This is a genomic window from Carnobacterium sp. FSL W8-0810 (assembly GCF_038007125.1).
GTDB classification, from domain to species: domain Bacteria; phylum Bacillota; class Bacilli; order Lactobacillales; family Carnobacteriaceae; genus Carnobacterium_B; species Carnobacterium_B inhibens.
Map to the genome: position 1 here is coordinate 1 of NZ_JBBOWO010000003.1, position 14557 is coordinate 14557.

At 36.0% G+C, this 14557-nt stretch carries 16 protein-coding genes; all 16 read left to right on the forward strand.

Features of this window, described 5'->3' with window-relative positions; all coding sequences use genetic code 11:
- On the forward strand, positions 1-1770 hold a 1770-nt coding region (locus NST49_RS11710; RefSeq protein ID WP_341048835.1), incomplete at its 5' end, for a MobA/MobL family protein.
- 170 nt (positions 1771-1940) lie between these two features.
- Positions 1941-2561: a hypothetical protein gene (locus NST49_RS11715; RefSeq protein ID WP_341048836.1), complete on the forward strand. Its 621-nt coding sequence runs from the start codon at positions 1941-1943 to the stop codon at positions 2559-2561.
- Between the two features lie 156 nt (positions 2562-2717).
- Complete coding sequence (locus NST49_RS11720) at positions 2718-3290, forward strand: hypothetical protein (protein ID WP_341048837.1); 573 nt, start codon at positions 2718-2720, stop codon at positions 3288-3290.
- An 18-nt stretch (positions 3291-3308) separates the two neighbouring features.
- A complete protein-coding gene (locus tag NST49_RS11725) occupies positions 3309-3644 on the forward strand; it encodes a CagC family type IV secretion system protein (RefSeq protein WP_187949122.1) in 336 nt (111 codons plus the stop codon).
- 16 nt (positions 3645-3660) lie between these two features.
- Entirely contained in the window at positions 3661-3996 is a 336-nt protein-coding gene (locus tag NST49_RS11730; RefSeq protein WP_187949121.1) for a conjugal transfer protein, read from the forward strand.
- Positions 3997-4007: 11 nt separating this feature from the next.
- Positions 4008-4676, forward strand: coding sequence for a TrsD/TraD family conjugative transfer protein (gene trsD, locus NST49_RS11735; protein ID WP_341048839.1), 669 nt, complete (start codon positions 4008-4010; stop codon positions 4674-4676).
- A gap of 25 nt (positions 4677-4701) precedes the next feature.
- The gene (locus NST49_RS11740; RefSeq protein ID WP_341048841.1) at positions 4702-6672 is read left to right on the forward strand and encodes a VirB4 family type IV secretion system protein; all 1971 of its coding nucleotides are present in this window, start codon (positions 4702-4704) and stop codon (positions 6670-6672) included.
- A gap of 14 nt (positions 6673-6686) precedes the next feature.
- Complete coding sequence (locus NST49_RS11745; protein WP_341048843.1) at positions 6687-8051, forward strand: hypothetical protein; 1365 nt, start codon at positions 6687-6689, stop codon at positions 8049-8051.
- A gap of 17 nt (positions 8052-8068) precedes the next feature.
- Positions 8069-9124, forward strand: a complete 1056-nt coding sequence (locus NST49_RS11750) for a lysozyme family protein (protein WP_341048844.1) — start codon at positions 8069-8071, stop codon at positions 9122-9124.
- 29 nt (positions 9125-9153) lie between these two features.
- Positions 9154-9699, forward strand: coding sequence for a hypothetical protein (locus NST49_RS11755; protein WP_341048847.1), 546 nt, complete (start codon positions 9154-9156; stop codon positions 9697-9699).
- Positions 9700-9720: 21 nt separating this feature from the next.
- Positions 9721-10182 carry a hypothetical protein gene (locus tag NST49_RS11760; protein ID WP_341048849.1) on the forward strand — a complete coding sequence of 154 codons (462 nt, stop codon included), beginning with the start codon at positions 9721-9723 and terminating at the stop codon, positions 10180-10182.
- The gene (locus NST49_RS11765; RefSeq protein ID WP_341048850.1) at positions 10179-11696 is read left to right on the forward strand and encodes a VirD4-like conjugal transfer protein, CD1115 family; all 1518 of its coding nucleotides are present in this window, start codon (positions 10179-10181) and stop codon (positions 11694-11696) included. Before NST49_RS11760 ends, NST49_RS11765 begins: the two co-directional genes overlap by 4 nt.
- 16 nt (positions 11697-11712) lie before the next feature.
- A complete protein-coding gene (locus NST49_RS11770) occupies positions 11713-12213 on the forward strand; it encodes a hypothetical protein (RefSeq protein ID WP_341048852.1) in 501 nt (166 codons plus the stop codon).
- 23 nt (positions 12214-12236) lie between these two features.
- The gene (locus NST49_RS11775; protein ID WP_341048854.1) at positions 12237-13064 is read left to right on the forward strand and encodes a conjugal transfer protein TrbL family protein; all 828 of its coding nucleotides are present in this window, start codon (positions 12237-12239) and stop codon (positions 13062-13064) included.
- A gap of 142 nt (positions 13065-13206) precedes the next feature.
- On the forward strand, positions 13207-13830 hold the full coding sequence (locus NST49_RS11780; RefSeq protein WP_341048855.1) for a YdhK family protein: 624 nt from the start codon (positions 13207-13209) through the stop codon (positions 13828-13830).
- A gap of 270 nt (positions 13831-14100) precedes the next feature.
- Entirely contained in the window at positions 14101-14547 is a 447-nt protein-coding gene (locus NST49_RS11785; RefSeq protein ID WP_272956725.1) for a CopY/TcrY family copper transport repressor, read from the forward strand.
- Positions 14548-14557 lie beyond the last annotated feature (10 nt).

Consider the following 14557-nt stretch of genomic DNA (forward strand, 5'->3'; position numbering starts at 1 on the left):
CGAGAATTTAATGTCGCATTGCCTGTAGAGTTATCCATTTTGGAACAAGAAAAATTAACGTTAGACTATTGTCAGAAAAACTTTGTTGATCTTGGAATGGTGGCGGATATTTCTATTCATAGAGACGATGAAATGAACCCTCATTTTCACGTAATGTTGACGACTCGCCCTTTCGATGAAAATGGCAATTGGGACGTAAAATCGCGTAAAATTTATATTAATGATGAAGAAGGGAAGCCACTCTATACGAAAAGTGGTTACCGTCAAAATAGAAAAGCAAATGTAACGGACTGGGATTCGAAGGAACGGATGCAAAAATGGAGAGAAAATTGGGCCACCATGGCTAATCATTATTTAAAAGAAAATGGGATTAATCAAACAATCTCAGAAAAATCTTACGCTGATCTAGGGGAAGAAAAGCAGCCTACCATTCATGAAGGATTTGTTGCGAGAGAGATGGAAGCCAAAGGAAAAGATAGCGACCGTATTCAAATCAATAAAGAAATTAAAGAGTCTAATGCAAAAGCAGCTATTGTTTATACGTTAAAAAAAGACGCTGAAGAAATAAAAGATACGGAGACGATTGTTCGTTCTCTTAGCCCAACAGAAAAGAAGGAAATTACTCGTTTATCAAAAGAACTGAAGACATACATTTCATTTAATCAGATTGAAGATAAGAAGCGAATGCTGAACAATTGGTCAAATTCTGCGAGAGTAAACAATCTCTTTAAAGAAGATACGAAGACTTTGAATTTGATTGAGTCTCAAATGGAATTAGTAGGGAAAGCAGATAGCCTCATTTTAAAAGAATCTGAGCGATTACTTGAACACTATTATCCAACCATAGATCAAAAGAACTTATCTGATTATCAGGTGAAAACTTTAGCGAATCGAACGGTAAAAGAGGACCGCGTGATTGAACCAGAAGAAGTAGAAAAGCTACTTGAGTACTCGAACCAACAAGAACTGTATCATGAAGTATCAAAGGTTGTTAAACGTCCGTATGATTCCTATTCAGTCTATGAAGAAAAAAACAAGCTGTTGAATCAAACGGTAGTGTCCATTGTAGAAAAATACCAGGTGGATTTCAAAGATGTAAAAACAGTAGAAAATCTTCCGGATACGGTTTACACGACATTAAAAAATAGTATCAAAGAGCAAGAAAGAAACAAGATTGCTATGAAAGTGATTCAACATTACTATGATGATAAAATTTCTCGAGTTTTTCCTACTTTAGAACTGAATGATCAAGATGTTCCGACTAAGGAACTTTTTTCTAAAGCCATTGATTATTATGGTGATCAATTGACAGCTGAAAATTTAATTCAATTAAAAGAAAGACCGCTGATTAAATTTACACTAGAAGAACAGCATATTGCAGTCGCTTACTTTAACGACTATGGAAAAGCTGGAAATTTCAACAACGATGAATCTATAGCTACTTCTTCTTTAGCTATGAGTGAGGAATTGAAGACTATTTTAATGGAGCGACCAGATTTGCACGATTTATTGCTCAATGAGTGTATTGAAACGGGAGTACTGACTGTAGAGCAAGCTGATACATTAAAAGAGCAAAAAACGAGTGAATTCTCTTTTTCTCAACAAAAATCTATGTCTTCCAGTCAATTATTGAATTATTTATTTAGACCTCAACAGTTAGATCAAATTCTGGCTTCATTAGATTACGAAGAACGAGAAAAATTACGAGCGCAAGAAAAAGAAATGACTAAAAAGAAACATAAACGTTCTTCTAAAGGACCTAAGCGTTAAATATGAGGATTTATACAAATAGTGTGTAGCAGTTTTGACGATAACACTACCGTTTTAATTTTTTGTAGTATTATCGTCACTAATTTTTTTGAACGATACTTATGAATAACTAAACCTGGTTTCAATGGTATAATGATGCGACTACTATCATTTGGAAAAGAGGTGTACTATTGAAAATTGGTTTGTTGCTTACCCGTGAGATTTATCAAGAGTTAGAAAGACGCGGTCATTATCTAGGGATATCCAAGACCTCTACTGTACTGTTGCATATAGTCCTTTATGCAACTCAATTTAAAGAGGTGACCAAAGAAGAACTAGAACATGAATTAGATAAGATTGAGGTAAGTCATCAGCAATTACAAGTCGAAATAAGTGACGTTATCCTTTTGAAGTATGACAATAGAAAAATGTATCTTTTAACCGTCAGAAAGTATTTATCCGCTTATTTAAGTTATGTTGTCAATCATACTAATTGGAAAAGTGAAGAAAAATCAGTTTTTAAAGCAGTCTCTACAACTTGTCTGTCACAAGAAACAGTCAATCAGTTAGCTTTATTTAAAGAGCAAACGGGAATTCCGAATACCGCTCTTTTAAACTATGCATTAACTTTAGACTATAGTGCACCTTCTGCTAAATTGATTAGTAAAGAAAGTGATCGTGTTCAGCAAGGGATACAACTGACTAAATCAAGTTCTAAAAGGATTCAAGAACTATCAGATGAAACAGGTTATCCTAGAAATATCGTGCTTGAACAGCAATTAATAAGTTTATTAGAAAAAACAGTTAAATGAATGAGCAGAAGATTAGAAAAACACTCATAGGAAAGTTATTATATAAAGATAGATGAAAAAATCTATTTTTATATAATAACTTTTTTGTTTTCTATGGAGGGAGGAAAAGATATTTATATTGAAAAATGGTCCGGTATGAAAGGGAGTTCTCCTATTTTGCACAATAAAAAAAGGGGAATAATCCTAGACAAACAGTCAGAAACGCTTAATCAATCAAAGAAAGCTGAATTATTGAGAGAAAAAGGAAAACCATTGAAAGAACTTAGAAAAGAGGTCATAAAAAAAGAACTTTCACCAAGGGTTGAGACGCGCTCCTATTTATTTGAACGCTTTTTACAACAGACTGGAAAGCCAGAACTTGTTGAAGAAGCAAGAAAAGTACCAATAGAAGAGTATTCTAGTAAGCCTAATCAAGTCATAAGTGAACTTTCCTTTATTGGAGCGAGTCTTGCAGAAGGTTTTTTAGATTTTTATGGCATCCAATTAAGTCATGTAGTTGAAAACTATGAAAAAAGACTACATATTATTGAGCTTGAATCAGTAGATCAAAAAGAAAGTGGATTTTATATTGGAAAATTTACTGAAGGAAATCTTGCTATTGTTTCTCCTCGTTTAGATTCCGAAGAACAGGCACAAGAAAAATTATCCGCTTTTTTAACGATGAAACAAAACCGACAGAAAGACTACTCTCAATTGGAACTAGAACAACATTTAACCGACAAAGACTAACGTGAAAGAAGGGTTTTTATGTTTAAGAAAAGAAAATCAAAAGTTATTTCGGCCATTGTGGCAACAGGATTTACGGTGATGAGTCACCCAGCTATTGTTTATGGAGCGTCGGCTGGACAAGTAGAAGCTAAATTGCAAAATGCGGGTGATATTGTACAAGGCATTTTAACAGGGTTAGTGGTGCTAGTAGGGACAGTCGTTGGATTATTCATTATTATCAAACGGATGCCTGCAGCGGACAATCCGCATGAAAAAAACGAGGTTTACCAAGCTGTTGGTCGAGTAGCGGGCTTAGTTGCTTTAGCTGCAGCCATTATTTGGTTATTACCGTGGGTTTATAGTTTATTTGTATAGAAAAGAAGGGATTTAAATGGCTAAAAAAGGAAAGAAATTTATTTTTCCAGATAACGTCAATTCGACTTATGGGGCTTTTCTAGGATTGTCATTAAAGGAGCTGGCGACTTATGTCTTGCCCATTAGTTTCTTTGGATTAGTGCTGCTGGCTATTCCGCCCTATAGTTTATGGTTATTGGGTTTGAAGCTGATCATTATCCTATTACTGTTAACTCTAGCATTTGCACTGATTAGTGCAAAACCTGTTAAGCACCGTCAAAACATTACTATGCAGGATTATTTAACGCATAAAAAAAGTTACCGTTTTAGACAAAAACGATTTTATATCAAAAAACGAAAACCAATGGAATAGGAGGGTGAAACGTGTTTCCTTTCAAAACGAACCAACGTAAAGAACCCTTAGATGATTACATCTTTCGCTATGAACCAAAAGAATTGGACACAGGGAAGCAAACGTTACAAGATATGTCGTTGATTCAGGCACAATATCAAGATTTTTTTATTACAAAAACAGGCTATCTAATCGCTTTGATTGAAGGGTCCGGGGTTAATCTGGATTTACTAAATGAACTCGAACAAGAGGATATTTTTGACGAATTCAATGCCTTTTTAATGTCGACTATTGGTGAAGGGGATACAGGAGAAGTGCAACAGTATTTAGATATGACGACTCCAGTCGCTTTTGACGAGTATGTGTTGTACTGGAAGAAGCGCTATTTAAAAGTAAAAGAAGAACAGCCTATTAATCAAGCAAAGGTTACCTTAATCGCAAGCTATGTGGATTACTATCAAAACTTACAATTGACGAACCAAATGAGCACAAAAAAGCATCTAATTGTGATCCGACAAAAAATAAAGGATAAAAAACACACTAGCCTTGAATTGGCTGCCACTAATCTTCATGAAAAAGTAACCCAATTTATCAAAACATTGGAGAATAGTTTAGAAAACTACGATATGGAAGCCAGGCAATTATCCTCTATGGAATGTCGGAAAACCTTGAAACACCTAATGAATTTTTCCAATCATTAATGCTTCCAGAAGGGAGGGGAAACGCGTGTATTTTGGAAAAAAACGCACAAAAGAAGAAAGTGATCAATCACCAGTCAACAAAGTAGAAACGGAAAGTTCATTGGATTCATTTTTGGATAAAAGTAGCTTAGACGTGGTCTATCCGTTTTCTTGGGAGGAATTTCCTGATTATATTGAAAGTGGCGATAATTTTATTCGTGTCATTGCCATTGTGGATTACCCTAAAGTTCAATATGGCAACTGGTTATCCGAACTCAAACGAAAAAAAGAGAATATCACAATTTCTCAATTCTTACAGTCGTCGAGTTCAACAAAAATGATTCACCACTACAACGAAACGATTAAGAATAAAGAAGCAGAATTATTAAAGATTTACGATCCATTAAAACGAAAGCGCTTAGAGCAACAAATCGAAACTGCAAACCGGCAACTGGATAAATACTTACAGAGCAACTCCAGCTTTATTTATCAGTACACATATATTTACTTAAATGCTTCAACGCTAGAAACTTTGAATGATTTGACTGAGAATATCACTAAAACGTTAATCAAGTTACAAATGAAATCTATGATACCCGTAAAAGGGATGTATCAAGCTTTTTGGAGTGCGCTTCCCATTGGCGAAAATTTATTAGGGGATTATACGTATAAAGAATCAAATACAGAAGTAGCGTCTAGTATGTTTCCTTTTGACGACGCTGAAATTCTTCATTTATCGCCAAGGAGCGACGTTGAAGGCATTAATAAGGACACAAACAGTCTCATTGCTATCGATTACTTAGATCGTAGAAATACGCTGAATCAAAACATGGTGGTTATTGGAACCAGTGGAGTCGGAAAAACAACCTATATGATTCAAAAGATATTACGGTATGTTGCTCGAGACATTAAAGTTTTTATTATTGATCCTGAGAATGAATACTCACAAATAGTTGAACACTTAGGTGGGACAGTCGTTCATTTATCGTCAAATGCGCAAACTAAAATCAATCCTTTAGAAATTTTCTCAGAAGACATCAGTGAGAATATCGAAACTTTAACGATTGATTTAGAGTTGTTAGTGAAAGATAAGATTCAACGGGTAAAAGGCTTTTTTCAAGTCTTAAAACCGGATATTACTCAAGTAGAGCAAGCCGTATTGGACTCTGTTTTACGTAATACGTATCTGAACGCAGGTATTTTTAAGTATTCCAGTATTTCTGAAATCAAATCAGAGCAATATCCTACCTTAGAGAATGTCTTTAATGAAATTGAAAAATTAAAACAAAATGATCAAGACCGGTTCATGGTATTAAAAGATTTTTATTACATTTTAGAAAGTTATGTTCATGGTTCAACGACTCTTTTCAATGGCCATACAAATATAAATATTAATGCTAACTTGTTGTCATTTGATTTGAAAGCTCTACAAAATGAAGCAGATGTTCAAGCAGCTGCTTATCTCAATACCTTTAGTTTCTTATGGGACGAAATCACTAAAAACAAGACTGAAAACATTAAATTAGTGGTCGACGAATTTCATTTTTTAACTCAAAATCCAGAAGCCGCACAATTCTTTTATCAAGCGTATAAACGGTTCAGGAAGTACAACGCAGGAGCGATTGCCGGAACCCAACAGATTCAAGATGTCCTTGAAGGGACTATGAGTGACCGTAAAAATGTTGGAGAGGCCATTATCGGAAACAGTTACACTAAAGTCTTTTTTGGATTAGATGATAAAGGTGTAGAAGATTTGACCGATAAACTGCATATGAATTTTAGTGAGAAAGAAAAGAAATTGTTGTCGCGTAGAAAACAAGGAGAAGCGTTAATCATACATGGATCGCAACGAGCGTTTATGAAGGTCGAGCTAACAGAAGAAGAATTACGTTTAAAGGATCCAGAACGGTACGAAGAACACTATGGAGAACCCGCAATGGAAGTACCCAACTATGAAGAACGCATACAGATGACACCTAGTGAGTTGGTAGAAGCTAAAAACTTTCTATATGATTAGCAAGGAGGGATAAGATGCTAGGATGGCAAGACTTTAAGGTAATGAACTTTGAATTTGGAAGTATCAAATTGTTTAAAGAAAAAATCGTGTATGAAATTTCAAAGAATCTCTGCTCTTATGAGCAAATCGAAGATATAAAGAGTCTGAAAAAACAAAATGATGTTCATTTTTTTAATTTAATTCAAGTAGAGGAAGATGACCATACACTATACCTTCATTATGAACGCTTAGAAAGCATGAGATCACTCACCATGATAAAAAAAGAAGAATACTCCGTTAAGTTATCGATTGCCCAAACACTACTGAGAGAGAACATTTTACAACAAACGTCTGAATTTGTAAGTATTCATCCGGCCACAATTTTTTATTATCCAATGCAAACGGTGAAATATACTTATTTGGCTACAAATGTATTGCCTCAAGAACATAAGTATTCCGATCTTGATCGGTATAAAGCATTAGTTTTATGTATTTTGACTAACTTTAGCTATGAAACGTGCTTAGGAGAAAAAGAAGAAGTCTTAAAGCGTGGGAATGAATTGGTTAAAGCAGTTGTTCAGGCTAGTACCAGGCAAGAAATGTTGCTGATTGTTGAAGAAGCGTATGATTTTGTGACCTATGACTACATTCAACACAACTCAACCAATAAAGGAAAATTGAAGAAACGCACCCTTTATGCTTTAGCTGCGAGTGTTCTCTTCTCTTTGACAGCAGTAGGAATGACAAAGCAACACGCTAATGCCCAGCAAGAACAACTTGTTCAGGCAATGGAACAAGACATGGAACAGAAAAACTATTCACTAGAAGCCAATCAACAGATTGTTAATGGAGACTATGAAAAAGCGGCTATTGCTATGGAAAAAGCTGGAGACTCTAAAGAGGACATTGCCACTATGTACTTTGAAAATAACCAATTCCAACAAGCCATAGATACAGATGTTTCATTTCTGGAGCCGGTTATTGCCCATTACTATGACAACGATCAAAGTGAAGCGGTTCTTGATTTAGCGCTGACAGAAGTTGCAGAAGAGCACTCCACTAAACTAGAAACTGAAAAGGCTATTGTGGCTTATGATACGGCTGCAATGTCTTCTGCTCTGCCCTTTCTAGAAGATGAAGAAACAGCAGTCAGAATGGGATTGGCTTATCTAACCAATGATGATGTGACCAGTGCACAAAAAGTACTAGAAAAATTTCCGTCAGCTTCTTTAGAAAACAAGATTAAACTCAAGCAAGCAGAGAATGAATTGGCAAAAGCAGAAGAAGATTTAAAAGCCATTAAAGAAGATGACGAGAAAAAGAACGAAAAACAACAGCTTCAGAAGGATAAAATCGCAACATTGACGAAAGAAATCGAGACACTACAAAACAACGAGTAAAGTTGGTGAGGATACAAATGAAGCCACTAACGTTTTATGTTAAAAGTAAAATCGGAAAAGTTCTTGCTTGGTCTGCATTGGGCCTGGTCCTCTTAATTACGATATTAGTGACCGCCTTTTCCAGTTATTTTACTGGAACTGATGACAACGAATTGGCTTCCATACCTGAATCAGTTCTAAAATGGAAACCCATTATGGAAGAGGAACTAGCCAAATATGGGATGGAAGACTATATACAGATTGTATTGGCCATTACAGCTACTGAGTCAGATGGTTCTCAGTTAGACGTCATGCAGTCGAGTGAAGCCATTGGTTTAGCACCTAATGCCATTCAAGATCCCGTTTACAGTATTCAGATAGGAATTAAGCACTTTAAAGATGTGATTGATCAAATGAATCAAACTGGAGTCGACCTAAATACAGCTATCCAGAGCTACAATTTTGGTAGTGGTTATTTAACGTATATAGCAGATAACGGTGGTGTTCACACGACGGAATTGGCAGAAACGTATTCTAAAGAAGTCGTCGCGCCTTCTTTAGGCAATATATCCGGTCAAACGTATCCTTACTCAGCTCCCGTGGCTGATGGGAATGGCAATTACTTATACACGAATGGTGGTAATTTTTATTATGCGGATTTAGTCCAGCAAGCCTTAAATAGTGGGTTATCCGGCAATGGGGTACTAGCTTTCCCCGTTGAGGATCAAACCATTACGTCTGCTTTTGGTTTTCGAATCCATCCTATAACGGGAGAACATAAACTGCATGGAGGTGTTGATTTTGCGCCTATCAATGGTGGAAATCCACCTGTTTTTGCGGCATTGAAAGGGAAAGTTAGTCAAGCGGCTTACTCCAGTAGTTGGGGAAATTACGTGAAACTAACGAATGGTAATGGAATAGAGACGCTCTACGCTCATTTAAAAGAGATTACTGTTTTACCTGGTCAACAAGTTGAAACAGGCGAAACCATTGGCTATATGGGTACTTCTGGATCTTCCACTGGTGTACATTTGCATTTTGAGGTCTATCAAAACAATAATCGAATCGATCCAGCACCCTTGTTGGGATTGTAATGAATGAGTTAAAAGATTGAGGTATAGAGATGAAAAAATTACTACTAACCGTTACTGGAACCGTAACGGTACTTATTTTGATTGTATCGCTCTTTAGTTTAAACCAAACGAATCGAGCACTAGAAAGTAAGCTCTCAAAAACAGAAAAAGAATTAAAAACAATGGAACAACTAATCAATCAGGAGGATAAGTTTACTGACACTGTAGCGAACCAAAAGAAACTGACCGTGATTGAAGAGGGATTACGCACTTATTTAGATTACGATAATGATACTTATCTTACTCGTTTCGACCACTTAAAAAACAAGGCTACAGATGAAACCATTCAACGCCTAAAAGAACTTTCTTCTACAAATCCGCCTCTTTTAGATGTAAAGAACCAGTTAACGGAACTGACTATTTATCTTCATCCGACTGATGAACTGACTTTTTTAGTTCAATTAACTACTGAATACTCGTTGGATCATGAAGTGGTTTCGCGTTTGCCGCAACTGTATCAAGTAACCCTCATTGAAACTAATGGAGAGTATCAAATTAGTCAATTAACAAATCTAGATTTGACAGCAACCAACTAAAGCCGTTAAGGGAGGCATTCGGTGGAAAATTTTTTTAATAAAATAAAAAAGAAACTCGTTTGGTTTCTCGTTAGTTTTATCCTTTCGGAGTGGTGTTTAATAGTGGTTACTCAATTGATAATGACCTTTTCTGAGTTTAAATTGTCTTTAACGACCACTATCTTACTCGAAACAGTAAAAGAGACACTTCTTCATCCTTTTCAAACGATTCAAACGTTGATAGAAACAAATAATCCATTATTTATAATGGGAACCATTGGTCTTTTACTTTACTGTGCTTCTGTTCAAATCAAATTAGCGTCTAAAGAAAAGAAAGAGGGATGGGAAGCCGATGAACGAAATCAATACCATGGATCAGCACGTTGGGCACGTGAAAAAGAAATTTTTGACGGTAAAAATTACCTCGCTCAATCTAAGCAAGAGATACTGAAAAACTTTACCGCTTCGCTTGATCAACCAACTGAAGGGGAGGAAAACAGATGACAGGAACCATTTTAGGTATTTTAAATAATAAGGTCATTATTCAACCCACTGAATCGAAACCCAATCGAAATATAATGGTGATGGGAGGACCAGGGTCTTTTAAAACCCAAAGTTTTGTGATTACAAATGTCTATAATGAAACGGAAAATAGCATCGTTGTGACGGATCCCAAAGGAGAAGTGTATGAGCAAACAGCTGCCGTTAAACAGCAGCAAGGCTATGACGTCCGGGTCTTGAATTTTGCGAATATGATGGCTTCTGACCGACACAACCCCATTGACTACGTCAAAAAAGACATTCATGCCACCACAGTGGCCACTAAAATTGTGGATAGTGCCAATAAAGACAGCAAAAGAGACGTTTGGTATTACTCACAAAGAGCACTGTTAAAGGCTCTTATCTTGTTCGTAAAGTATGAATTGCCTCCTGAAAGACGAAACATGGAGGGAATCTTAGACTTTTTACAAGAGTTTGACCCTGAATCAGATGAAGACGGCGAAAGTGGCTTAGACGAAGAATTTTTAAAGTTAGAACGCAAACACCCAGCTAGGCGAGCGTATGAACTAGGCTATAAAAAAGCTAAAGGAGACATGCAAGGTAGTATCATTATGTCCCTTTTAACGACGATATCCGACTTTGTGGATGATGAAGTCGCCGAATTCACGCGATTTAGTGATTTTAATTTACGTGATATTGGACGCAAAAAAATGGTGCTTTACGTTATTATTCCAGTGATGGATCAATCCTGGGAAGGGCTAATCAATATCTTTTTTAGCCAGTTATTTAACGAACTCTATGATTTTGCATCTGAAAACCATTCAAAACTGCCGAAATCAGTGAACTTTATTTTGGATGAATTTGTGAACTTAGGTAAATTTCCTGGATATGAAGAATTTTTAGCTACTTGTCGAGGGTATGGAATCGGAGTGGCCACTATTATTCAAACTTTGACGCAATTGCAGGATAAATATGGCGATAAAAAAGCGGAAAGCATTTTAGGAAATTGCGCTGTAAAGACCTGCTTAAACGCTGCGAATTCCACTACTGCAGAGTACTTTAAACGATTATTGGATAAAGCTACTGTAAAGGTTGAAACTGAGTCTGAGAGCACACAACATGGGAAAGAGAATAATTCTAGTAGTTCCAGCGAAAATCAAAGTTACACGGGAAGAGATTTAATGACGGCTGGTGAAATTATGCAGATGGAAGACGATACGAGTTTGATTGTTTTTCAAAATAAACGCCCTATTCAAGTGAAAAAAGCTTTTCAATTCGAGTTGTTTCCACAACCCAAATTTTTGTTGAATCAAAGTGACTATATACCACATTCTACAGCTGAACAACTAGAAAAATTCGAACAAGATAAAGAAAACTATCATGCCTACATGAAAGCAAACGCTGAGAACCGAACCGAACGAGAAAAGGAGCAGTCTGAAGAACATGAAAAGGTAAAAGAGCAAAAAGAACAAGAAATAGTAACTGAAGCGGCCAGCTTTTTTAAGTCAATGAACTAAGAAAGGTAGTGACGAAATGATTAAAGGAACGAAAGGGTTAATGCTATTGAGCATTTCATTCTTTTTATCCGGATGTGGATTTAACGAAGAAGAGGCACTAGAAAAGAGTACAGAACAGTTAGAAAGTTTTTTGACTCTACACGAAGAGAGAGAACGTGTTTCTGATTTAAATAATGATGATTTACAAGCTCGTTTAGAAGATGAGGTTTTTCCTTATTTAACAGAAAGTTATCAAGAAAAAATTACTGAAGAGGTTGAAAACTATGAATTCAATACAGATGCTGTATTTAGTAAAGATTTATTTTTTTTAAGAGAAAGTGAAGAAAGTTATGATAACGGAGTTTTTTGGCAAGCGTTTAGTATTGAGGAAAGTAACGTAAATCCTGAATTGGAAGTAGTAAATCACAGTACTTCAATTGAAAGTATCTCAACAATTACACCAAGTTTGGTAGAGATTGAAATGAATATAGAAGATGGAGAGTGGAAACTGAATTCTGTTGAAGAAGGTGAGTGGTAAATATGGGAGAAAGGATTTCCAAAATGTTTTCAGACTGGATTACAGATTTGCTAGAAACAACCTTTAACCTTTTAGGAAAGCTTATTTTTGATCACAATGCACTGAGTGGTTTTTTCTCTCAACTGTATGGAATATTCATAGCCTTTGGTGGTGTTATGCTAGTTACCATCGCTTTAGCTAAAGTATTGATTTTTTTATTATCTGAAGCGGAAGGTAGTCGAGACGCTTCTGTATGGGGATTGATTGTCGACTCTTTTAAGGCTAGTGCAATGGTACTAATTTTACCGTTAATTTTAATTTTTTCGCTCGATATGATTGTCTATCCATTAGGAGAATGGATGTTTAGTTCAATTAGTGGTATGACTGCAGAAAAAATCAATTCTTTTATTAATATAGAAGACGTCTCGCAAGTCGCTCCTAATGTTATTAGTACACTTCTCTTACTTTTATTCTTACTTATTGTATTTGCGACCTTCCTAATCAAAATCTGTATTTATCATGCGGATCTTGTCTTGTTGGAGTTGTTGAGTGTTTGGGCAGCAGTATCTATTATCAATGAAGAATACAATTATATGTCTGTATGGTGGCGCGAATTTCTGAGCCAAATTGTGAGTATCATTGTCCAAATGGGTTTAATGGTAGGAATCGTAGAAGTGTTGTCTAGTACAAGTTTTGAATGGTACAGCTTTATGTTGCTAATTGGTTTTGGGGTATTGATTATTCGTGGGCCAAGTGTTTTAAGAAGCATGTGGTACGGAACAGGATCTGGTAAAGCAACTATGCAAGGTGGGAAAATGGCTACTAGAATGTATATGATGCGATCTAAAAGTGCAACTTCAGCAGCAAAATAAATAATAAGTAAAGTAAAAAGAATCAAGTGGATTATGTAGTGTCTCAAAAAATTTAGATTTGTATTATTTGACATTGTAGTATAAAAAAATTAAAATCTAGGTGTAAGTTTACAAATGTAAATAAAAGAAAGGAAGATAGATTGTGAATAAGAAAAAAATTATTGGTGGGGTAATAACCTTATCCTCTTTATCTTTGCTAGCGGCTTGCTCACCTCAAGATAGTGAAAACCAAGAGTCCGTTGATACAAGTGTACAATCCAGTATTCCAGCCGCTGAAAGTAGTTCAGAGTCTCAAATGATGAGTGAATCAGAAGGTATGGATGGCATGATGCATGATGATTCTGGGGAAATACCAGAAGGTTTGCAAGAGGCAGAAAATCCAACTTATCCAGTTGGAGACACGGTGACTATCCAAACCGATCATATGGCCGGCATGGAAGGGGCTACCGGAACAATTGTGGGTGCATTTGATACAGTTGCCTATGAGGTGACTTACGAACCAACGAACGGGGATTCCATAGTAGAAAACCATAAATGGGTCTTAAAAGAAGAAATACCAGAAGCGCGTAATCAAGAAGAACCTTTAAACGAAGGAACAGAAGTAATTCTAGAGGCAAGCCACATGGAAGGCATGGAAGGTGTGACTGCTACCATAGATTCTGCTGAAGAGACAACCGTTTACATGCTGGACTATCAACCAACAGATGGTGGAGAAATGGTAAAAAATCATAAATGGGTTACTGAAGATGAATTATCACAAGAATAGAGGATAGATAAAGATTGTTCGTACAATTATTTAAGATTATTCTAATCCTAAAAGCTCTGCCTAATGGTTCTATTAGGTAGAGCTTTTTTACTTGCGAGATAAAATAAAGGTAATACCTTAATGAAAATAGTGAGAATGGATCAAAATTTTTGAAATGCCTAAATAAGAAAAGGTGAAAGTTAATAAATTACTTGACATATTTTGTTTACGAATGTAAACTATAAATATCAAGAAAGACTACATATGTAAACGAAAAGGGAGGTAAATAAGATGTTGACAACTAATTCAATAAAAATAACAGATGCAGAATGGGAAATCATGCGTGTAGCTTGGGCAAATGAAACGGTTACCAGTAGAAAAATTACGGCCATTCTCGAAAATAAAAAACAGTGGAAAGCAGCTACTATCAAAACTTTGATCGGTCGTTTAGTCGATAAAGGCGCCTTGCAGACTATAAAAGAAGGAAATAAATTTATTTATTCTGCGGCGGTTACTGAAGAAGAAAGTATGGATTTGTATACGGATGATGTCCTTTCTCGAGTCTGTAATAAGCAATCGGGTCATGTTATCAGCAACATGATAGTTGAAGCTACTCTAAGCAAGGTAGATATTGATATGCTGAAAAAACTATTGGAAGAAAAAGAAAACACAGCATTGGATGAGGTACCATGCGAATGTGCACCGGGACAATGCGAATGCCACTTACACCATCACTAAGAAAAAGAGG

Bases quoted from the DNA above. Each gene is read 5' to 3' on its own strand.
- NST49_RS11725 (WP_187949122.1), top strand. From the start codon at position 3,309: ATGTTTAAGAAAAGAAAATCAAAAGTTATTTCGGCCATTGTGGCAACA.
- NST49_RS11755 (WP_341048847.1), top strand. From the start codon at position 9,154: ATGAAAAAATTACTACTAACCGTTACTGGAACCGTAACGGTACTTATT.
- NST49_RS11745 (WP_341048843.1), top strand. From the start codon at position 6,687: ATGCTAGGATGGCAAGACTTTAAGGTAATGAACTTTGAATTTGGAAGT.
- NST49_RS11785 (WP_272956725.1), top strand. From the start codon at position 14,101: ATGTTGACAACTAATTCAATAAAAATAACAGATGCAGAATGGGAAATC.
- NST49_RS11730 (WP_187949121.1), top strand. From the start codon at position 3,661: ATGGCTAAAAAAGGAAAGAAATTTATTTTTCCAGATAACGTCAATTCG.
- NST49_RS11765 (WP_341048850.1), top strand. From the start codon at position 10,179: ATGACAGGAACCATTTTAGGTATTTTAAATAATAAGGTCATTATTCAA.
- NST49_RS11750 (WP_341048844.1), top strand. From the start codon at position 8,069: ATGAAGCCACTAACGTTTTATGTTAAAAGTAAAATCGGAAAAGTTCTT.
- NST49_RS11770 (WP_341048852.1), top strand. From the start codon at position 11,713: ATGATTAAAGGAACGAAAGGGTTAATGCTATTGAGCATTTCATTCTTT.
- NST49_RS11775 (WP_341048854.1), top strand. From the start codon at position 12,237: ATGTTTTCAGACTGGATTACAGATTTGCTAGAAACAACCTTTAACCTT.